At 50.1% G+C, this 21,707-nt stretch carries 14 protein-coding genes and 1 pseudogene; 9 read left to right on the forward strand and 6 right to left on the reverse strand.

Features of this window, described 5'->3' with window-relative positions; genetic code table 11:
• Positions 1 to 19: 19 nt before the first annotated feature.
• Positions 20 to 1,426 (reverse strand): hypothetical protein, encoded by a 1,407-nt coding sequence (locus NWAT_RS05815; protein ID WP_013220214.1) that lies wholly within the window; start codon positions 1,424 to 1,426, stop codon positions 20 to 22.
• Between the two features lie 284 nt (positions 1,427 to 1,710).
• Here NWAT_RS05815 and NWAT_RS05820 point away from each other — a divergent pair, with 284 nt between their 5' ends.
• The gene (locus tag NWAT_RS05820) at positions 1,711 to 2,088 is read left to right on the forward strand and encodes a YajD family HNH nuclease (protein WP_013220215.1); all 378 of its coding nucleotides are present in this window, start codon (positions 1,711 to 1,713) and stop codon (positions 2,086 to 2,088) included.
• Positions 2,089 to 2,123: 35 nt separating this feature from the next.
• On the opposite strand, the gene NWAT_RS05825 is transcribed toward NWAT_RS05820, so the two are convergent.
• Genes NWAT_RS05825 through hrpA form a run of 3 tightly spaced genes read right to left on the reverse strand, consistent with a single transcriptional unit; the run spans position 2,124 to position 8,699 of the window.
• Entirely contained in the window at positions 2,124 to 2,615 is a 492-nt protein-coding gene (locus NWAT_RS05825; RefSeq protein WP_013220216.1) for a YchJ family protein, read from the reverse strand.
• Positions 2,616 to 2,626: 11 nt separating this feature from the next.
• A complete protein-coding gene (locus NWAT_RS05830) occupies positions 2,627 to 4,771 on the reverse strand; it encodes a RelA/SpoT family protein (protein ID WP_013220217.1) in 2,145 nt (714 codons plus the stop codon).
• Between the two features lie 22 nt (positions 4,772 to 4,793).
• The gene (gene hrpA, locus NWAT_RS05835; RefSeq protein ID WP_013220218.1) at positions 4,794 to 8,699 is read right to left on the reverse strand and encodes an ATP-dependent RNA helicase HrpA; all 3,906 of its coding nucleotides are present in this window, start codon (positions 8,697 to 8,699) and stop codon (positions 4,794 to 4,796) included.
• A 504-nt stretch (positions 8,700 to 9,203) separates the two neighbouring features.
• Between hrpA and NWAT_RS05840 the strand changes: the two genes are divergently transcribed.
• Together NWAT_RS05840 and NWAT_RS05845 are read left to right on the forward strand one after the other, a co-directional pair.
• Positions 9,204 to 9,686, forward strand: a complete 483-nt coding sequence (locus NWAT_RS05840; RefSeq protein ID WP_013220219.1) for a hypothetical protein — start codon at positions 9,204 to 9,206, stop codon at positions 9,684 to 9,686.
• Between the two features lie 114 nt (positions 9,687 to 9,800).
• Positions 9,801 to 12,104 carry a Tex family protein gene (locus tag NWAT_RS05845; protein WP_041350906.1) on the forward strand — a complete coding sequence of 768 codons (2,304 nt, stop codon included), beginning with the start codon at positions 9,801 to 9,803 and terminating at the stop codon, positions 12,102 to 12,104.
• Positions 12,105 to 12,251: 147 nt separating this feature from the next.
• Here NWAT_RS05845 and NWAT_RS05850 read toward each other — a convergent pair whose 3' ends face one another.
• A complete protein-coding gene (locus NWAT_RS05850) occupies positions 12,252 to 12,524 on the reverse strand; it encodes a DUF2024 family protein (RefSeq protein WP_013220221.1) in 273 nt (90 codons plus the stop codon).
• 302 nt (positions 12,525 to 12,826) lie between these two features.
• Here NWAT_RS05850 and NWAT_RS05855 point away from each other — a divergent pair, with 302 nt between their 5' ends.
• From NWAT_RS05855 to NWAT_RS05865, 3 genes are all read left to right on the forward strand, one after another.
• On the forward strand, positions 12,827 to 14,659 hold the full coding sequence (locus NWAT_RS05855) for an assimilatory sulfite reductase (NADPH) flavoprotein subunit (protein ID WP_013220222.1): 1,833 nt from the start codon (positions 12,827 to 12,829) through the stop codon (positions 14,657 to 14,659).
• A 14-nt stretch (positions 14,660 to 14,673) separates the two neighbouring features.
• Complete coding sequence (gene cysI, locus NWAT_RS05860) at positions 14,674 to 16,413, forward strand: assimilatory sulfite reductase (NADPH) hemoprotein subunit (RefSeq protein WP_013220223.1); 1,740 nt, start codon at positions 14,674 to 14,676, stop codon at positions 16,411 to 16,413.
• A gap of 91 nt (positions 16,414 to 16,504) precedes the next feature.
• On the forward strand, positions 16,505 to 17,143 hold the full coding sequence (locus NWAT_RS05865; protein WP_013220224.1) for a peroxiredoxin: 639 nt from the start codon (positions 16,505 to 16,507) through the stop codon (positions 17,141 to 17,143).
• Positions 17,144 to 17,269: 126 nt separating this feature from the next.
• On the opposite strand, the gene NWAT_RS05870 is transcribed toward NWAT_RS05865, so the two are convergent.
• On the reverse strand, positions 17,270 to 17,959 hold the full coding sequence (locus tag NWAT_RS05870; protein WP_408634625.1) for a M48 family metallopeptidase: 690 nt from the start codon (positions 17,957 to 17,959) through the stop codon (positions 17,270 to 17,272).
• 186 nt (positions 17,960 to 18,145) lie between these two features.
• Between NWAT_RS05870 and NWAT_RS16015 the strand changes: the two are divergent.
• The 3 genes and pseudogenes from NWAT_RS16015 (at position 18,146) to NWAT_RS17295 (ending at position 21,370) form a co-directional block, all read left to right on the forward strand.
• Positions 18,146 to 19,066 (forward strand): annotated as a pseudogene (locus NWAT_RS16015) (putative PEP-binding protein).
• Complete coding sequence (locus NWAT_RS05880; RefSeq protein ID WP_013220226.1) at positions 19,066 to 19,380, forward strand: hypothetical protein; 315 nt, start codon at positions 19,066 to 19,068, stop codon at positions 19,378 to 19,380. Before NWAT_RS16015 ends, NWAT_RS05880 begins: the two are co-directional and overlap by 1 nt.
• Positions 19,334 to 21,370 carry an ATP-binding protein gene (locus tag NWAT_RS17295; protein ID WP_013220227.1) on the forward strand — a complete coding sequence of 679 codons (2,037 nt, stop codon included), beginning with the start codon at positions 19,334 to 19,336 and terminating at the stop codon, positions 21,368 to 21,370. The genes NWAT_RS05880 and NWAT_RS17295 overlap by 47 nt, the downstream gene beginning before the upstream one ends.
• The last annotated feature ends 337 nt before the right edge of the window (positions 21,371 to 21,707 follow it).

Below are 21,707 nucleotides of genomic sequence, written 5' to 3' on the forward strand. Positions count from 1 at the left end.
TCTGGATAGGGTTGCCTATCTACCTCCGCAGCAGCATCATGGAAGCATAACGGGCATTTTCGAGGTGATAGGCTTTGAAGTTTTCATCTTTTATCAAATGGTACGCTTCGGCCAGGGTGGGGGCGCCGGTGGCGTTTTCAAAGGCGCCACGAACTGCCTCGATGAGGTTCCGTACGGGTGAGGCGCCGATTTGATCATTGGCCAAGGACACGTCTAGGGTCTCGAGCCAGGGGATAATTCTATCGTGTACTTTCTGGGCTGCTTCCACGTCCGCTCCCTGCACTTTTTGGAATACCAGTGGAACCTCAATATGCTCTTCGTTGGAAGTTGATGAAATGATGCGCTTGAGGAACAGAGGCGGCTGTATTTGCCAAAAGCTGCTTGCGTTAATGGGGTGGATCTCATCCAGGCTGACTGCCGCCAGATCGATGCGCCCGGAAAGGTCATTGGAGAAGCGCTTTAGATTGACGATCAAATAATCCTCTTGGACAGCATCGTCATAGTAGGCGAGGATTAGACAGTCCACCGGATTCTCAGAAATCTCTTCGTAATAACCCTTATAGGAGCTATTAGAGGAGAAACGCTTCATTCTCCGTAGTGTTCCGCTGTTTTTATCGCTATCGCCCACGAAGATTACCGAAGCGGTTTTTGCATCAGACTCGGTCCCATGGGACTCGAAGCGGATATAGGTATTTTCCCCTTCCCGCAGGCCCGTGATGCGTTGCACTTTGATGACCGCTTTTTCAAAATAGAAAAATACCGTGGTGATATGGGGTTCCCTTAGCATGGCTAGCGGTTTGCCACCCAATTTGCGGGTCTCATAAAGACCGCCTAGCAAGTTGCGCAGGGTTGTGGGCTCCTCCTCATCGAAAATTTTATCCACGGTATCTTGGTCTTTTTTCCAGTTGGTGTAGCTGCTCCAATTGAGCTCCCTCTCCATTACTTGGGTAATGAGATCGCCAAATTTTTCAATGGTGACGGGCCGCCTAAGGGGCTCTTCAGACCGCTTGGCCTGCTCAAACAAATCAGCTGCTTTTTCAAACAGCGCTGTCGGCGGTACGAGGTAAAAGAATAGCAGCATACCGCTAAACCACAGGGCGACAGGTCCCGCAACTGCTACGGTCAGGCCCATTAGGGTGCCACCAATGCGAGTGGAATTGACAAACAGCAACGAGTTCGCAGTAGAAAGGGCAAAGAACATGAGTACGATGATCACAACAAAGCTGGGGAGTGTCCAATCATCCGGGTTAAAGAGGTAGAAGATGGTGGCGCCAAGCGCCACCAAGGTGATTACGGTGGCCACGGCGAAGATGTGCTTGGGATTAATACGCTCCAGGGTTGCGGTGCGAGGAGGGTCAGGAGGCCCATTCTGGAATTCGCGTGGTTCCGGAGCTGTTTGCTTGCTACCTATCCTCGGTTCTTCCATTGAATAATACCGCCTTCGGCGCTTCGGCCCGTGGATACTCGTTATGAAAAGCAATTAATTATTAGTTTAGCCTAAGGGAGGTAAGGGTGATGTGAAAATTTTACTTTATTAAAGTAAAATTTTACCGATGATGTGGGGAGCAATTTTTATTGCCCGCAGCTATTGCTCAAAGCCGATGGTTGAGGGTGGATTTTGTTTCTGGCTATTGCCAGTATCTGCTACTCGCTAGCCGCCCATTTTTAGGGTGGAGGCGGAACACTATCAATATAGGAGCAAGTGAGCTAATGAAAAAAACCCGATCAAGCACCCATAAACTGGATGAAATCGTTGCCGAGGCTCAGCGTAATCGGACTAAACGGGAACAGGGTTATAGAGAGAAGTCGCTGCGGATGTATCCCTGGATTTGTGGTCGGTGCAGACGGGAGTTTACGCGCGCTACGGTGCATGAACTTACTGTGCATCATAGGGATCATAATCATGACAATAATCCTGCTGACGGCAGTAATTGGGAACTATTGTGCCTTTATTGCCATGACAATGAACATGCCCGCTTTATTGATAGGGTAGACGGTGGAGCCCTGGATTCTCCTGCTGGAGAAAATCAGGCTGCCGGTTATAAAGCTTTCGCCGGGCTGGGAGAATTATTGAAAAAGAAGGAATGAGAAAGCGGCAGGATTAGCTTATTAAATAATGTCTCCTATTTAGGCTTTCCGCAGCAGCGCTTGTATTTCTTGCCGCTGCCACAAGGGCAAGGCGCGTTTTTCCCTTTATTGGTGTGCTGACCTACCTTGGCAATGGATTTGACTGCGCCGTCCAGATAATACCACCGTCCCTGTCCCTTGCGAAAACGGCTGATTTCATTAACAGCATATTCCTCACCTTCCAGTAAATAATAGGCTTTAAATTCAACAATTCCTTTTGTATCTTGGGCACCTCCTTTTTTCTTTTCCATAATTTCCAGGCGCTTCCACTGAGTGCCCTTTTTCGGAAAATCCACCCTTGGTGGCCGCTTGGTGGGCTCCCAAGTTTCCAATATATAAGCTTCATTTTCCATAGCAAAGGCTGTAAAGCGGGTACGCATGAGTATTTCCGCGGTAGAAGCATTTTTTTTGCCGGAATGGTAAAGCCCGCAGCATTCTGTATAAGGCATACCAGAGCCGCAGATGCAATCAGTAGTAAGCTGTTCCAATTGGGTTTCCTTTACTTTCCTGGATTGAAGCGGTGAGCATTGATGATACCGGGAAGCCTGGTGAGGCGTTTGAGCAGGCTGTTTAGCTGCTCGGTATCGTTTACTTCAATGGTTAACCGCATATGGGCCTGTCCAGAGGAGCGATCGCTGACCGTATTGATAGCGAGGATGTTAGTATCCGTTTGTGCCAGAAGGCGGGTAATATCCTGTAGCAATCCTTTACGATCTTCCGCTTGAATGGAGATATCCATGGAGTGGGCCTCTCCCATTGGGTGACGCCAAGCCACCTCCACCAGACGATTCTGGCGCTCTTGCGAGAGTTTAATAATATTGGGGCAATCGCGGCGGTGGATAGCGACGCCACTCCCCTGGGTGATATAGCCTGTAATGGGGTCACCGGGGATAGGGCTGCAGCAACGGGCTAGACGCGATAGCAAATCGCTGACTCCTAGTACGTGGATAGCATTTTCAGTTGTTGAGGAGGCCCTTGGGGGTGGGTTTGCCCCAAACGTTGGCGGGGGAGGTTCCGGCTGTTGTTCCCGGAGTGCTGTATTGAGCTGGCCAAGGCTGATATCACCACGTCCTAGCGCTGCCAGCAAGCTATCCGGACGGGGGTGACGAAACCGTTTGAGTAGTGGCGCTAAATCCACTTCCGTCAGCCTGAGCCGCTGCCGTTCCCGGTCCAGGAGAGTTCGGCCGCGGGCTGCGTGGAGGCTATGATCTTGCTGCTTAAACCAGCGTTGAATCTTGGCTCGGGCGCTCGGAGTATGGAGGTAACCTAAGCGCGGATTAAGCCAGTCCCGGCTAGGGGCGCCTTCCCGGGTAGTGAGAATCTCTACTTCCTGGCCACTGGCGAGTGGTTGGGTTAAAGTCACCATGGCCCCATCTACTTTGGCGCCCCGGCAGCGATGGCCGACCTCAGTGTGAATAGCATAGGCAAAGTCCAGGGGAGTTGCTTTTTCGGGTAAGTCGATAACGCGTCCCTGAGGCGTTAGAACATAGATGCGGTCATGGAAGGCTTCGGATTTGAATTGTTCAATGAGATCGGTGCTACTGGAGCCGGACTCATTCCGGTCCAAAAAGCTTCGAAGCCAGGCAACGCGCTGCTCAAAACCCGTATCCAGCGCCGCTCCTTCCTTATAACGCCAGTGAGAGGCTACTCCTAACTCAGATTCTTCGTGCATCTGCAAGGAACGGATCTGTATTTCCATGGGTTTTCCCTGTGGGTCAAGCACTGCGGTATGCAGGGAACGGTAGCCATTGGGTTTAGGGTGGGCGATATAATCGTCAAATTCCTCGGGGATGGGGGTCCAGAGTGTGTGTACTAGGCTTAGGGTCGCATAGCAATCTCTTACATCCACCACAATGACCCGGAAGGCATGGACATCAAATAGCTGATGGAAGGCTAGATTTTTAGCCTGCATTTTTTTCCAGATGCTGTAAAGATGCTTAGGGCGACCGCTGATTTGGCCCTGGATACCTGCCTGGGCGAGTGCTTCTTTGAGCTGTTCTTTCACCTGGATAATATATCGCTCACGGTCTACCTGTCGCTTATCCAGAGCCTTGGTTAGCCGTTGGTAAATTTGAGGTTGCAGATAGCGCAAAGCCAAATCTTCCAGTTCCCATTTAAGTTGCCAGATACCTAGGCGATTAGCCAGGGGGGCGAAGATATCCAGGGTTTCTTGAGCTAACGTTTGGCGAGTCGCTATGGCCGCATTGTTAGCGTTGCGCAGGCGATAGAGGTGATCGGCCAAGCGTACGAGGACGACCCGGGGGTCTTCCACAATAGCTAGTAACATCTTACGCAGTTTTTCAGCTTGAATCGGATCTTTTTCGCTATTATTACGGTAATGTTTTAGCACCGCCAGGCGTTCAGATCCTCGGAGTAGCCGCGTAATTGTCGGAGCCAAATTTTTGGTGACAATTTCCCGTTTAAGCAGTCCTGCTTCCATCGCTGGCAACAATAGTCCGGCAATTTGGGTCTCGGTATCCACTTGCAACTTCGCTAGCAATTCCACAATGGCGTCCCCCTGGACGATCAAAGACCTCACTTGGCTTTCATCATCAATTTCATCTGCTAGAAGCGCTCGGGCTTCTTCCAATTGGGAGGCAGACTGAGGGAGTAAATGATCACTGTGGCGTTGGGTTGAAATCATAGAGCAATATTTGGGGTTTTAATTAAACCTCTTGCCATTGAGCGGCTAACCGCTTAGGGGAGACTGGGTGCTTGGTCCCTAGTTCCTGGGCAAAAAGGGAGATCCTGTACTCTTCCAGTAGCCAGCGATAGGTTTCCAAGGCTGGAGATGGTCCGTTTTCCTGGTGCTGTATTGCCATTCTTTTCTCATAAGCTTGCCATAAAGGGGTAATTTCTGCTTGTCGTTGCTGATCTCGGTGGGGGTTTGCCTGCAGTTTTGCAAGTCGTAGCCTTATCCCTTTGAGATAGCGGGGAAGATGACTAAGCCATGCTGGCGGTGTCTGGTTAATAAAACCATGATAGACCAAATGGGCTAGTTGTTCCTTCATGTCACGAATGGAGGTTAGCCATACAAGGGGAAGATTGCCCTTTAGCTGCTTGGCGGCCTCGTGATATTCAGCCAGGATTTCCTCCACGAGATGACAGAGTTTATTGGCGGTGGCCATGAGTTCAGCGCAGCCTTTTTCCTTACGGGCCATAAATGCTTGCTTATTGCGAATGGGAGGGCGGTCAAGAATAAAAGTGCGGTCTATGACTCCCTGAATCAAGGCATCCTTGAGGCTTTCGCAAGAGGATTGGGAAGGGGTATTGCCCCCCCACGGCATGGCTGGGAGGCCCGTATAGTGCAAGCACATTTTCTGAATGCCTGGCAGATTTTTTCTTAAATATTTAATTTGCTGAGTCAATACCAGCATAAACAGACGCCGTAATCCCAAGCAGGTGAGTTCCTGCGCCGTCTCGGCTGAATCCATAATGACCAGGGAAACCGCGGTTCCTGTATCCTGCAATGCAGGATAACCCTTGAGTTTAAGCCCCTGGCGTTCTAATTCAATCTGTTCTGGTAGTTCGCCAAAATCCCATTGGGTGATCCCTTCACGGGTCAGTTCGTTATTATCCCAGCCCCGAAAGCTGCGCTGGGCTTTGCTGGCCCACTGTTGCTGTAGGATGGTCAAATCCCTGCCGGTAGCCAGCTCTTTATCCTTTTCATCCACTAGCCGGAAATTCATTTGCAGATGGCGTGGCAGCTCTATTTCTTGCCAGCAAGTAGCGGAGAGGGGGACTCCCGTCATGATTTGGAGGTGGCGAGCTAGCTTGTCTAGCAACGGGCCTTGTGCGGGAGATAAAGCGCGCATACAAGCCTCTGCAAAATCAGGCACGGGCACGAAATTACGGCGTAAACTCTTAGGTAGGGCTTTAATCAGACAAATAATTTTTTCTTTAAGCAGCCCTGGGACTAGCCATTGAAAACGGTTTGCTTCCAATTGATTGAGCACGGCGAGGGGGACGGTTAGCGTTACTCCATCCGCAGGATGGCCCGGTTCAAAGTGATAGGACAAGGTAAGGGGGAAACCTTTTACGGTTATTTGATCGGGAAAACGCGTTCCTGTTATCTCTTTTGCATCATGACGCATCAATTCTTCCCGGCTGAGGAATAATAGCCGGGGATTTTTTTTCTCCGCCTGTTGGCGCCACTGCTTAAAGCCAGTGCCGTTGTAGATCCCCGCTGGAAGCCGCTCCTCATAGAATTGATAGAGGCTCTGCTCATCAATAAGCACATCCCGTCGCCGGCTTTTGTGCTCTAGTTCTTCTATTTCTGCTACCAATTTCTGATTATGGCGGAAGAAGGGGGCCTGGGTATCATAGTCGCCATTAACCAGGGCCTCGCGAATAAAGATTTCCCGCGCCTCTTCGGGATGAATGGGACCATAATGAATCCGGCGCTTAGGGATCACCGTAAGACCGTAAAGGGTGATCCGTTCATAGGCTATTACCTGGGCAGGGCGTTTCTCCCAATGGGGGTCAAAATAACTGCGTTTAACGAGATGGAGGGCAAGAGGTTCAAGCCATTCAGGCTCAATCTTACTGGTGCAGCGGGCATAAAGCTGGGAGGTTTCCACCAATTCCGCCGCCATGATCCACTTGGGGCTTTTTTTAAAGAGGGCAGATCCGGGGAAGATCTGGAGCTTAATATTTCTTGCGCCCAGATAGTGATTTTTTTCTGATTTAGCAGCGATATTGCCCAGCAGTCCCGTGAGCAGCGCCCGATGAATAGCCTCGTATTCCGCTGCCACCTGATTGGGACGAAAGCCAAGTTGGGTGGCCAGTAGTTTGAGTTGTTGGTGGATATCGCGCCATTCCCGAAGGCGCAAGTAGGAAAGAAAATGCTCCCGGCAGTAAGCCCGGAGTTTATTCTGGGAAAGGCGTCCCCATTGGCGTTGCAAGTCCTCCCATAGTTTTAGATAAGAGAGAAAATCAGAGCGCTCATCCTGAAACCTGGAATGGGCTTCATCGGCGGCTTGCTGGGCGTCAAGGGGGCGTTCCCGGGGGTCCTGGATACTGAGGGCGCTGGCGATGATAAGTATTTCCCTAAGGCAATGAAATTCACCACCTGCCAACACCATGCGGCCAATACGAGGGTCAATGGGAAGTTGCGTCAGCCTTTGGCCTATAGGGGTTAAATTATGGGTCTTGTCTATAGCCCCTAATTCAGCTAGTAGCCGCAGACCATCATTAATCATTTTGGGGAGAGGGGGATCGAGAAAGGGAAAATCTTCCACCGCTCCTAACTGCAAAGATTTCATTTGCAGAATAACCGATGCCAGATTGGTTCGGAGGATTTCCGGATCGGTAAATTCAGGCCGGTCGAGGAAGTCTTCTTCGCTATAGAGGCGGATGCAAACCCCTGTCGCAATGCGGCCACAACGGCCTGCCCGCTGATTAGCGCTGGATTGGGAAATTTTTTCGATAGGCAAGCGTTGCACCTTGCTGCGCACGCTGTAGCGGCTCAGACGGGCCAACCCCGGATCCACGACGTAATGAATGCCTGGTACGGTTAAGGAGGTTTCCGCAACATTGGTTGCTAGCACGATGCGTCTTCCTGAATGGGGTTTGAAAACCCGATTCTGCTCGGCGGAGGAAAGCCGGGCATAAAGGGGCAGGATTTCAGTGTGGGGGGGATGGTGTTTGCGCAGGGCCTCGGCAGTCTCGCGGATTTCCCGCTCCCCAGGGAGAAAAACCAAAATATCCCCCGGACCCAGACGGGACAGTTGATCCACCGCATCTAGAATACCCTCGGATAAATTCCGCTCCTGGGTTGCTTGTTCGCCACAAAGGGGACGATAGCGGATCTCTACCGGATAAGTGCGCCCGGAAATTTCGATAATGGGCGCTTGGCTGAAATGCTGAGAAAAGCGTTCGGTATCAATCGTGGCAGAGGTGATAATAACCTTGAGATCAGGCCGTTTCGGCAGCAGTTGCTTGAGATAGCCCAGCAAAAAATCAATATTGAGACTGCGCTCATGGGCTTCATCGATAATGAGAGTATCGTATTGGTCTAGAAAGCGGTCTCCCTGAGTTTCAGCCAAGAGAATACCGTCGGTCATAAGCTTAATATAGGTACTAGGGCCAACCTGATCATGGAAACGCACTTTATAGCCTACGATTTGCCCCATATCACTGTTGAGTTCTTTGGCAATTCGGTTGGCCACAGTACGGGCCGCGATTCGGCGCGGTTGGGTATGGCCAATCATGCCCGCAACGCCCCGTCCCAGTTCTAAGCATATTTTGGGCAATTGGGTAGTTTTTCCAGAACCCGTCTCGCCACATAGAATAACCACTTGATGATTACGGATAGCTGTCCCGATTTCCTCCCGCCGTTCAACGACTGGCAAGGATTGCTCAAAAGCTGGTTTAGGTAATTGATTTTGGCGCTGTTCCCGCCACAGGCGGGAATCTTCGATGGCTTGGGTTAGGCGGTCTAAATTGTGGCTTGAATTTCCTTTAGTGAGTCGTTGCAGGCGCCGTTTTAGCCGATGTTGATCGCGCTGCATGCAGGAGGGAATTTTCGAGGCTAATATTTCTAGTTGCGGCTGCAAGATAATGGAACCCATTGTACCGAAGCTGAGAGTTTGCAAATTTCTTATTTTACTAAGCTGGTTGCTGTTAGCAAGGCGAACAGCCCTTAAAAAGGTATATAAATAGTTTATAAATCAAGAATTAATCGGCTACTTATTTTGAACTTGCTTTTACGTACTGGTCTAAATTAGTAAGGCACTGAGACAAGGTGAGGGAAAACGGTTAGATGTACTCATTAATTTTGTTAAAGGTGTAATTTATAGAATCTAATTCTTTGTTTTAGGTAGAGAAAATACATCTTTTATTTAGGTTGATCTTTCAGTTGAGATGGAGTAAGTAAGTCTTTTGAGTTAGCGCAATAACTGAGGGCAGGTTGAAAATAATGAGTGCCCTCACTTAGCGTTGCTTAAAGGAGGGTGCGCGGTCCTGCCTTCCACTGGCTAAAAGCCAGTGGAAGGCAGGACCGCGTATTAACATGGGGTTGGGTAAATAAGGACTTTTCTGCCAAGCCTATGGTTTTGTTGAGGACTAGTTCACTTATGAAGCATACTAATGTAAATCCCATTAAAAATAATAAAATAAATAAGGATAGTATAAAAGTCATTATTGGAGGCCCTCTTGGTATTCTTGCCTGGAGCGCATCAGCGGGGACGATGTTAATTATTTTTGTCTGGGGACTGGAGAAATCTGCACTTGCCGTGATAATTGTTAAAATGGTTTCATGGGGAATGTGGGGGATGGGGGTACTGCGAGAAAATTTAAAAAAACGTGTTTATTTATTAAATAAAACAAAAAAATCCTCCTTTCACCTTTCCTGGGGATTGATCTTTTGCTTACGCTCGATGGGTGAGCGGAAACGGCCTAGTTACCACGTGCTCTTGATGAGTTTGAGCTTTCACCGCGAGTGTCATGTTCCTGCTGAATATCATCTTTCCGAGCTTACTCATACCCATTTTCATTTACCAGAACCCAACCGTCGCTCTCCTAACCCCTCAAGTACCCCGAATTTATCACCAGAATAAGTTGCTCAGCCTATCAAAGTGCCTTGCCCTGGCTGGGGAATTACTGCTTGGTTCTAGATGTTAGGGGAAATGCCAAGATTAAATCGTACTTCAAAAGATAAAAAATATCTTCTCATGAAATCGGCAGGAATAATTGCTCAGGAACTCGGAATTCGGCCTGAACAGGCAAGCGCAGCTATACGCCTTTTAGATGGAGGTGCTACAGTGCCTTTTGTAGCCCGTTATCGGAAAGAAGCTACGGGAGGGATGGATGATACTCAGCTACGTTATTTGGAAGGCCGTTTAGCTTATTTACGTGAGCTTGAAGAACGTCGGGAGACGATTGTACGTTCCATCGAAAAACAAGATAAGCTAACTGCGGAATTAGAACAGCAACTTCTAGCGGCAATGAGCAAGACCGAGCTGGAAGACTTATATCTGCCCTATAAGCCAAAGCGCCGCACTAAAGCACAAATAGCTCGTGAAGCGGGACTTGAACCGCTCGCATTACAGTTACTGGAAAATCCGGAACTCGATCCAGAAGCAATGGCGGTGGATTATTTAAATCTGGATAAGGGTATCGAAGAGGTACCCGCAGCCTTAGAAGGTGCGCGGCGGATTTTAATGGAGTATTTTGCTGAGGAGGCTAGCTTGTTGGGCCAGCTCAGGGAGTATCTATGGAAAGAGGGTAAGCTGAGCGCTAAAGTACAGGATGGGAAAGAGGAACAAGGTCGTAAGTTCGCGGATTATTTTGAATATCAAGAAGCCATTTGCAAAATTCCCTCCCATCGGGCCTTGGCACTTTTTCGTGGTCGGAACGAAGGAGTGCTTAAACTAACCCTAGATACGCCGCCCGCTAGGGAGCAGAGAGAAGAACATCCCTGTGAATTCATGGTAGCCAGGCATTTCGGGATTGAGGAGCAAGGGCGGCCTGCCGATGCCTGGTTGCTGCAAGCTGTGCGCTGGGCTTGGAAAATAAAGCTTTATCCTCGTCTAGAAGCGGATCTTAAATTACGCCTGCGGGAGCAGGCAGAGGAAACGGCTATTGATGTCTTTTCCCGGAATTTGCGCAGCCTCCTATTAGCTGCTCCGGCGGGCTCTCGTCCAGTTTTAGGGCTGGATCCAGGCTTCCGCACGGGTGTGAAAGTTGCCGTCATCGATAAGACTGGGAAGCTACTAGAAACCGCCACGATCTATCCCCATCCACCCCAGAAACAGTGGGATGCTGCGATTAATACCCTCTCTAGCTTGCTACAAAAGCATGGGGTTGAATTGGTTGGTATCGGCAACGGTACGGCATCTCGGGAAACTGAACAGTTGGTGGCGGAGCTATTAAAAAAATTCCCGCAGTTTGAATTGCAAAAGCTGCTGATAAGCGAAGCGGGAGCTTCTGTATACTCTGCTTCCGCTGGCGCGGCTGAAGAATTACCGGATCTTGATGTCTCCTTACGAGGTGCTGTTTCCATTGCTCGCCGTTTGCAGGACCCGTTAGCGGAATTAGTTAAAATCGATCCCAAATCTATTGGTGTTGGCCAGTATCAGCATGATGTCAATCAGCCCCAATTAGGCCGGGCACTAGTGAGCGTCGTGGAAGATTGTGTTAATGCAGTGGGGGTTGATATCAACACGGCTTCTCCAGCCCTGCTGTCCTATGTATCCGGCTTTACTTCAACGGTAGCCCGCAACACTGTGGAATACCGCGATACGCATGGCCCCTTTGCTTCCCGCGAGGGTCTCAAGGAGATTCCCCGTTTTGGAGCGAAGACATTTGAGCAGGCGGCTGGCTTCCTGCGTATCAGAGGAGGGAATAATCCGCTTGATGCCTCGGCAGTCCACCCAGAAACTTACCCTATCGTGCAAAAAATCATGGAAGAAACTGGGCATGATATACATTGCTTGATTGGTCATACGGATTTTCTGAATTCCCTTGATCCGGCCTTATTCGTTGATGAGCAATTTGGCTTGCCTACATTTCAAGACATCCTCAGGGAACTTGAGAAACCAGGGCGCGATCCTCGTCCCGCCTTTAAAACCGCAGTATTTAAGGAAGAAATTCAAACGTTGGAGGATCTCAAGCCAGGAATGATCCTAGAAGGCGTGGTCACCAATGTTACTGCTTTTGGTGCTTTTGTGGATGTAGGAGTGCATCAAGATGGGTTAGTGCATATTTCCGCCTTGGCAGACCGGTTTGTCAAGGATCCCCATGAGATCGTTTCGGCGGGGGATATCGTGAAAGTGAAAGTTCTGGAAATTGATAACGTTCGCAAGCGGATTGGTTTAACCATGCGATTAGGCGAGATGGCAGAAAAACAATCATCCCAGCTTACAGCCAAAGAGCCCATGAAAAAACCTCGGCATAGTAAAGCTAAATTATCGCCGGCTGCTCAAGGAGGAGGGGTAATGGCAGAGGCCTTTTCACGGGCAAAAAAAAGCACTTAGTTTTTTATAAGTGCTTTTTAAGTTTTATTTCGCTGCAAGCAGCTTATAGCCGGGAGGAGAAAATACTACCCACTCTCACCAAAACTGGTCCGGCAAAGATTAAGTGCTGGCGCAAAATACCCGCAGGCTGCCTTAGCGTGACTTAGGTTATCGCTCTGACGAAGGACAGCCCTCCATCTGATAAATATAGTATCCGTGTTGCTTGATATGTTGCTGCACTTTGGGGTTAGCAGCTTCACTGTGGCAATAATTGCAAGATTCCTGTTGGACATCTTTTGTATGGATACCAATGCTTTCAAGCCATTCTTTGGCATATTGCCGTGCCAGTTCTCCCTGCTTGCCTGTAGGAAGAAACACATCGAAATGCAGCCGTTTGCCTTCTGTTGTCGTGACGTAGGTATCAAACACATCAATTTGCATGTAATGATTGCTCCATTTGTAAATAAATTGGCATTCGTTGCTTATAAGTCTAGTATCAATTATACGGAAATGTGCAATAGCAAGCTATATGGGGCGATATTTTCCTGCAAGGTCTTTTCCTGCTCAATTAAGTGATTTATTGCTGTAATTATAACAAATAATTATAATAAATAATTTTTTATTACTTTACATTATAAGGCGTGTTTGTTATTTTTCTGCCTTAATGAAGGCTTATCGCCGGAATCATCACGATTTTTTAGCAAGTCATAAGAATTACTTAGGAGACACTGACATAACTCGCCATGGGACACGATTTATTTAGTACTCAAAATAGTATTTTTACCGAAAAACAGGCGGAATATTTAAACCGCCTTATCCCTCAGCTTTCTCCTGAACAAATGACCTGGCTCAGCGGTTATCTTGCTGGTTTTAATGCGGCCCAGCAGGGAGCCGCGAGTGTGGTGCAGCCTACAGCAGCCCAGCCACTAACGGATTCTGGTACTGCTGCTCGGACTGCTACAGTATTATTTGGTTCTCAAACAGGCAATGCGGAAAAGCTTGCAGAAAAGCTGTGCGGCCAACTGTCCCAGGCAGGTTGTGTTCCTACATTACAAGATATGGGAAGCTACAAGCCTCGACAGTTGAAGCGGGAGAATTACCTTTTCGTGATCGTGAGTACTCATGGCGAGGGTGATCCTCCGGATAATGCCGAAGCATTCCATGAGTTTCTTCATAGTAAAAAAGCGCCTAAGCTGGATGGTCTTCAGTTTTCGGTTTTGGCGCTTGGGGATAGCAGCTATGAGTATTTTTGTAAGACTGGGCAGGACTTTGATACGCGCTTGGAGGAACTGGGAGGAAAGCGTTTCTCGCAGCGGGCAGACTGTGATGTGGACTACGATGATGCCGCTGATGCTTGGATGGATGGGATACTGCAAACGCTTTCCGAGCGGCTCGACACGCCGGCGGTAGCAGCCGTCAGCTCAACAGTAGCTACTCAGGCCATAGCTTCAAGCTATACGAGAAAAAACCCTTTTTCTGCGACCTTATTAGAAAACCTCAGAATTACGGGGCGGGGCTCTAGTAAGGACGTTCGACATATCGAGCTGTCCCTGGAAGGTTCGCAGTTTTCATTTGAGCCTGGGGATTCCCTGGGTGTTGTCCCGAGCAATTGTCCAGAATTAGTGGCTGAACTGATAGAGGTGTCAGGGCTTGATCCCCAGGCGATTGTTACCGATGGCAAGGGAGAGAGCAGCACGTTGGAAGACGCTTTGTCTCATGGCTATGAAATCACTACGATTACCCGGCCATTCCTGGAAAAATATGCTACCTTTGCTGAGTCACGAGAACTTGGCAGGCTGCTACAAGAAGAAAATCGGTCGCAACTTCGAAATTTCATCTATGGCCGGGAAGTCATTGATGTTATTCGTGGTTTTCCTTTGCCTGGAATCACGGCCGATCAATTTGTCGGTTTGCTGAGAAAGTTGCCACCACGGCTTTATTCTATTGCTTCCAGCTACCAGGCTAATCCCGATGAAGTTCACCTGACGGTAGCGGTGGTCCGCTATCAAAGTCATGGGCGCAGTCGTAAGGGCGTGGCTACCACATTCCTTTCCGAACGGGTTTCCGAGGATGGTACAGTGCCCGTTTATGTGGACAGCAATAAAAATTTTCGCCTTCCGGAAGATCCCAATGCGCCTCTTATTATGATAGGCCCAGGAACTGGTGTGGCGCCTTTCCGTGCTTTTTTGGAAGAGCGGGAAATTATTGGCGCCACGGGAAAGAATTGGTTATTTTTTGGGGATAGGCACTTTCATACTGATTTTCTTTATCAGCGGGAATGGCTCGATTACCGCAAAAAAGGCCTGTTAACCCGAATTGATGTGGCTTTTTCCCGGGATGAAGAGAAAAAAACGTATGTTCAGCACCGGATGCTTGAAAATAGCCGTGAGTTATATGCATGGTTAGAGGAAGGTGCCTATTTTTATGTCTGCGGCGATGCTGAGTATATGGCGCCCGATGTCCATGAGGCGTTGCTTGCCATTGTGGAAAAGGAAGGTTGCGTATCCCGCGAGAAAGCGGTTGAATACATGAGAGACCTGCAACAAGGCAGACGCTATCAACGAGATGTATATTGACGAGGTTTGGGGCAGTGACTCACGATTTGCAGCAAAAAAGCAAGCTTAGCGCGGTAGAAAAGATTAAGGCAAAGAGCCGCTATCTGCGCGGGACAATTAAGGAAGGCCTGGCCGATCTGGCAACGGGTGCGGTCGTGGAGGAGGATACTAAACTACTTAAGTTTCACGGCACCTACCAGCAGGATGACCGGGATTTGCGTACGGAACGGATGCGCCAGAAGTTGGAGCCGGCCTATTCATTCATGGTGAGGGTTCGGATGCCAGGCGGGGTTTGCTCGCCGAAACAATGGCTGCAACTGGATGAGCTGGCGCGCAAATACGCCAATAATTCCCTGCGTATTACTACTCGCCAAACTTTTCAATTTCATAGCGTGGTCAAGCGCCATCTCAGAAGTACTATTGCGGGAATTAATGAGGCGTTATTAAGCACCATTGCTGCTTGTGGCGATGTTAACCGTAATGTGGTCTGTCACAATAATCCCTATCTTTCCCCCCTCCACAAGTCAATTTATGACTGGTCCAAGCGGTTGAGTAATCATTTCTTGCCTCAGACCCAAGCTTATCATGAGATCTGGATGGGGAAGGAAAAGGTAGCGGGTACATTACCTGAAAATGAAGAGCCGATTTATGGTGAGACTTATCTTCCCCGTAAATTTAAGATAGGCATTACTATTCCGCCGAACAATGAGATTGATGTTTTTTCCCAGGATCTCGGACTTATTGCTATCGCAAAAGGTAGTCGCCTGGTTGGATTTAACATTTGCGTGGGTGGTGGCATGGGTATGACTCATAGCGAACCATCAACCTATCCCCGCCTGGGAGATGTCATCGGTTTCTGTACCCCTAACCAACTGCTGGAAGTGGCTGAGAATATCCTCAAAATTCAGCGCGATTTTGGTAATCGTTGTGACCGCAAGCAAGCGCGGCTGAAGTATACGATTGATAGCCGCAGCATCGATTGGTTTAAAGCTGAGCTTAACCAACGGTTAGGTTGGGATTTGGAACCGGCGCGCCCATTTCATTTCGAAAGTAATGGTGATCATTTTGGTTGGGTCGAGGATTCAAAGGGCCGTTGGCATCTTACGCTATTCTTGCTAAGCGGCCGTATCAAGGATACGCTGGATCAGCCTCTGATGACGGGTCTGCGGGAAATCGCCAAAATCCATAAGGGAGATTTTCGCCTGACTACTAATCAGAATTTGACCATCGCCAATATTTCCAAAACTAATAAGCCGCGCATCGAGGCTTTACTGGAAAAATACCGTATTCCGATGCCCGAACGGTTTAGTCCTATCCGCCAGCATGCCATGTCTTGTGTGGCATTGCCTAGCTGTGGCTTGGCTATGGCTGAAAGCGAGCGTATGTTGCCGGGGTTTCTGACTCGGCTGGAAGCCGTGGTGGAGAAAGCAGGGCTTGCCGATGAGCCGATCACCCTTCGTGTGACCGGCTGCCCAAATGGTTGCAGCCGACCTTACATAAGTGAAATCGCGCTGGTGGGTAAATCCCTGGGACGTTATAATCTTTATCTGGGAGCGGGCTTTGCTGGCCAACGCTTGAATAAGCTCTACCGGGAGTCTCTGACAGAGGATGAAATTATTGCAACGCTGACTCCTCTTCTTGAACACTATGCCAAAGAAAGGCAACAAGGCGAGCACTTTGGGGATTTTGTAGTCCGGACGGGTTATGTCGATGAAGTCAGAGAGGGTCGGGAATTCCATGAAGTTCGGTCGGAGAAGGCAGTACAAAGCGCTTAACGGAAAGCCGACAGGATAGAGGGGTTGGCGTTCTTCAGATCTATTCGCTATCATTCCCTATTTATAAAATAACTTACTAGGAGGAAGCGTCATGGCATTACATATCGGCGATGTCGCGCCGGATTTTACGCAAGAGTCCACCATAGGTCCGCTTCACTTTCATGATTGGATTGGCAACAGTTGGGCGGTGCTTTATTCCCATCCTGCCGACTACACGCCAGTATGCACCACGGAGCTAGGTACCACCGCCAAGCTAGCGGATGAGTTTAAAAAGCGTGATGTCAAAGTGGCGGCCCTAAGCGTTGATGATGTGGATTCCCATAAAGGGTGGATCAGCGACATTAATGAAACCCAAGGATGCCAAGTGAATTTTCCTATCATTGCTGATGCGGATCGAAAAGTATCCGAATTCTATGATATGATTCATCCCGGCGCCAGCGAGACTGTGACGGTGCGCTCAGTTTACTTTATTGATCCTAACAAGAAAATTCGCGCTGTCATTACTTATCCCCCGAGTACAGGGCGTGATTTCGGCGAGATCCTGCGGGTTATCGATTCTCTGCAATTGACGGATAATTATAGCGTGGCGACACCAGTAGATTGGAAAGATGGAGATGATTGCGTGATCGTTCCATCCTTAAAAGATCCGGAAGTTCTTAAAGAGAAATTCCCCAAGGGCTACAAAGAAATTAAGCCTTATCTGCGCATGACTCCTCAGCCAAATAAGTAGTTTTTACCTTGGAAAACGCCTGCTCTTTTAGCAGGCGTTTTTGTTTTTAATTTAAAGATAGTGAGTAGTTAGCCAGCCGTGCCAAACCTTATCCTTTGGAAGGACGGGAGGATATCAATGCTAGTTTTATGGTTTGCATTTCGGTCGCCGGCCTTCAGAAAGTGCTTGTTGATAGATATCCAGTGCTTGGGGTAAGTGTTGTTCTAGTTCGCTAATGCGGGCTTTTTCAGAGGGATGGGTGGATAGAAATTCAGGTGGCTTGCGTCCGCCATCGGCTGCCAACATATTCCGCCACAGTTGAATACTTTGACGCGGATCAAAACCAGCCTGGGCCATGTAGCGTAAGCCAAGGATATCTGCTTCGCTTTCTTGAGCACGGCTGAAAGGCAAGATAATCCCAACTTGGGCGCCTACCCCCATTAGGGCCATGAGCTGTTGTCCGGTAGCGCTGCCAGGAACGCCCGCCAATGCTTGAATGAGTTGAAGGCCAGCTTGGGTAGCGTATTGGGTAGACATGCGAGCATTGGCGTGTTCGGCGATGACATGGCCAATTTCATGGCCAATGACCGCCGCAAGCTGATCAGCGTTCTCAGCTACTGAAAGAAGACCGGTGTAAATGCCGATATGGCCTCCCGGCAAGGCAAAGGCATTGGCCTGGTCGGCTTTAAATACAGTTACTTCCCACTGCTCCCCGTTCTCAAGAGGAGGGACTAGCGGCGTGATAGCATTGGCTACACAGCGTATATAGCGGTTGATTTGCGGATCTTTTGAAACAGGTGTTTCTTGTTTGATTTGTTGATAAGCTGCCTTTCCCATTTGCGCTATTTGGCTAGAAGGGAAAAACTCCAACTGCGACCGACCTGTGGGGGAGGTAGCGCAAGCGATCAGCAGAAGTAGGGCTGATAGGCTTAAAAGAACGTTTTTGTTTGAGTTGTTCTGCATATCAGGCTCCGCGAAGTAGGTAAAAACTTGACTTTGATAAATACCTGCTCGATCTTCTATGTGTCAAGTCATCCCGAATGTCCTATCCTTAATAAGAAATACTATATTTTTGACTCAAGTACGAGCGCACTCCGGGCTGCCGAAGGGTTAAGTAACCTGAATTTGCTGTTTCCCATGATTAGCGCGGTTTCCGAGTTGGAAGAAGCCATCCATATAGTACGGCGGGCCTATGAAGGGCTGGTAGAGGAAGGTGTTCGGGTTACTTGGCCTCGGGTGGGAGTCATGATTGAGGTGCCTGCCGCAGTCTATCAGGCGTAAGCGCTGGCACGGCGGGTAGATTTTTTTTCCATTGGTACTAACGATCTGGTTCAATATCTACTGGCGGTTGATCGCAGTAATGAGCGGGTGGCGGAATTATATCATTCCCTCCATCCGGCTGTTTTGGCGGCCATTCACGCAGTAGTTAAGGCGGCTCGCCGACACCATAAGCCCGTTAGCGTGTGTGGTGAGATGGCGGGAGAAGCCACGGCAGCTATATTATTACTCGGTATGGGGATAGATAATCTCAGCTTGACCGCTGGCGATTTACCCCGGATTAAGTGGATAATAAGAAATTTTAGCCAACAGCATGCTAGGGACTTGCTCGCTCGAGCTTTGCAGGAGGAGGAACCCGAGCCCATCTATCGAATGTTATGCCAGGCGTTTGATAGCCGAGGGTTAGGGGGGTCTAGTACGGGTAGGAAAAGGAGGTTGACTGAGTACCCTTGCTCGCAAGGTATTTTCGGAGGCTCTTACAGTAGCAGAACGCGGTTATGGTCCAAGGGGTGGACCGATTACTGCTTCTTGTCTGTCACCGTGCTCCCTGGTGCAAATCTTACGGATTTCTGGTGCCGCGCTCGGATCGGGGAAAGCTTGAAACGGATGCCCGATAACTTCTATTTTTCCGTCTCACGCAATAAGGCCCAAGAGATTTTTCGCTGATGACTCTTCCGGGATTAGAGTCCCTCCGGCAGAAGGTAGAGGACTCCACTCAGTTTATCAACTGGCTCGCCGAGAAGGTGCGCACCAGGAATTGGGTGGCACTGCTCATGCTCTGCTTTGTGGCTGCTGCGGTCTTACTCAACCCCGTTTCAATCAAGGCGCTTTATCCTTGGCTGATGGGCCAGGACCTGCCCGAGGATTTCTTGGACGGGTATCCGTGGGCTTATGGGGTACTGTTGATCGCACTTTTTTTGAGCGCCCTGATCCTTGCTATTCGAGTCAAGGCCCGCGAGCAGGAAATCTCCACCCATTGATCTCAGCGAACGCAGCGCCATCAAGGGCCTGTGGTCCTTCACCTATGAAGATGCCGACCTTTTTAAGCGTCTGGGACGAACCGACAGTCTGCGTAAATGCCTGGATAATGTCACCCACCCGGACTTTCGTTTCGGGGTCCTCTCTGGGGAGTCCGGCTGTGGCAAAACCTCTTTCCTTCAGGCCGGGCTCTGGCCCGGTCTGGAAAGCCGGGGCTTTCGTTGCCTCTACGTCAAATTAACCGAGCGCGACCCTCTTGCGGTCATTCGGCAGGGGCTGCCGCAACAGACAGAGATTCCTCAAGCCCCGGTGAATGAGCTGGATTTCCCTGCCATTCTCGAGGCGACCGCCGGCGGTGAGCCGGCGTCCTCCGACAATAAGGGGGTCGTGCTGGTGCTTGATCAATTCGAGCAGTTTTTTGTCCACCAGCGCTACAAAGCCGACCGCCAACCGTTTCTGGAGGCTTTGGCCGCTTGGTACCGCCAATCCGGGCATCCCGTCCGGCTCCTAATCAGCATCCGCAAAGATTATGTGGGCTACCTGTATGAACTTCAGGAAGCCATGGGCTATTCGCTCGGCCCGAATGAAAGCTTCTATCTGGAGAAGTTCGAACCCCGGGAAGCCGCCAGCGTGTTGCGGGTGATGGCGGAAACCGAAGCTTTGGGGTTCGATGAAGGGTTTGCGCAAGAGCTCACCGCCCAGGAACTGGCCAGCCCCCGGGATGGATTGGTTTCCCCGGTCGATCTGCAAATTCTGACCTGGATGATCAAGGCCCAAAAAGGGGCCGAGCGAAAAGCCTTCGATCGTTCCACCTACCAAAAGCTCGGCGGGATCGAACACCTGCTGGAGCGCTTCCTGCAACAGGTGCTCCAGGCGCGGGAAACCGAGGCGCGCCGACAGGCGGCGGTCAAGGTGTTGCTGGTCTTGGTGGATCTGGAAAGCAGCACCCGGGCGGGAGTCCTGACGCTGAGCGATCTTCAATGCAAGCTTTCCGGGTTATTGAGGGCTGAAGAGGCCAAGGAAGCCGTGCACTGGTTGTCGCGGGGGGACATCCGGCTGGTCACGGCCAGACACCAGGAAAAGGAATCGGGCTATGAACTGGCCCATGAACGTCTTATTCCCGCCTTGCGCCGACTGGCCGGTAAGACCTTGTCCGAGGCCGACAAAGCCAACCAACTCTTGGACCGGCGGGTCAACGAATGGATGGGGAATCAGCGCGCCGCGCGCTATCTGCTGCGTTGGCGGGAATTGAGGCTCATTCAAAAACAACACCCCTATTTGGTGTGGGGGACCAAGCGAGCGCAAAAGGAAGCCTTGATTGCAAAGAGCCGACAGCGCCGAAACGGGGGGTTGGCAGCGGTCGGGATGGCGGCGGTTATTGCCGTCTCCCTTACGACCATGTATTACAGCGACCGAGGACAGATCTGGTTAATGGAGCGGGACTTGCGCTTCCTGGCGCAAAAAACCAGAGACCCGGCGCTGCTGAAAAAGAGCGCCCTGGCTTTTTTCGCCAGAAATCATGTCCAAAAGGCTTTGGAGGTGGTGGAGCGTATTCGATGCCCGCAGGACAAAGCTCGTGCTTTGCAGGCGTTGGCCGAGGCCGCAGGGCAACTTGAGCAATCCGAGCAGGCGGTGGCGTGGCTAAAGGCTGCGGGAGAAGCCGCCACCGGGATTAAAGATTCCGGGGACAAAGCTCGTGCTTTGCAGGCGTTGGCCGAGGCGGCGCTGAAACTTGAGCGATCCGAGCAGGCGGTGGCGTGGCTGAAGGCTGCGGGAGAAGTCGCCACCGGGATTGAGGATTCCGGGGATAAAGCCAGGACCTTGCAGGCGCTGGCCGAGGCAGCCGCTAAAGCCGAAAGCTGGCGGCTGGCCCGTGAAATAGCGGATATGATTCCGTCAGTTGATGGGCGTATTCAGACGTTCTCCCAAATTCTTATGATTTGGGCGGAAAAAGAAGCTTTGCCTGCTGCCAAGAAAAAAGCAGCTTCTTAAGTAAAGCCTTGATGTTGAGTCCCCGGTTTGACTGAAATTTTCATACTTTCGTGTCTTTAAATGATCGGTCATTGACTCAACCAGCTCCCTACTTCGGTAGGAGACGTTACTCGCGAATTCTGGGGTATGGGTAGGTGTTACCTCAGCCGGTAAAGATAGGCACTTTGGGGTGCATTCCTAGCTCCGAACACTGCGCCAGGGGGTTAAACAGTACGGACCGGTAAAACGGGCAGTGCTTCCTCGATGGATTGACCCGCAAGGGTGGGACAAACCGGGAGATAACCGAGCGAGGGAACCTTAACCCGCGTAAGCGGTGGCTCGTAAGAGCAGGCGAAAG

Source organism: Nitrosococcus watsonii C-113 (assembly GCF_000143085.1).
Lineage (GTDB): Bacteria > Pseudomonadota > Gammaproteobacteria > Nitrosococcales > Nitrosococcaceae > Nitrosococcus > Nitrosococcus watsonii.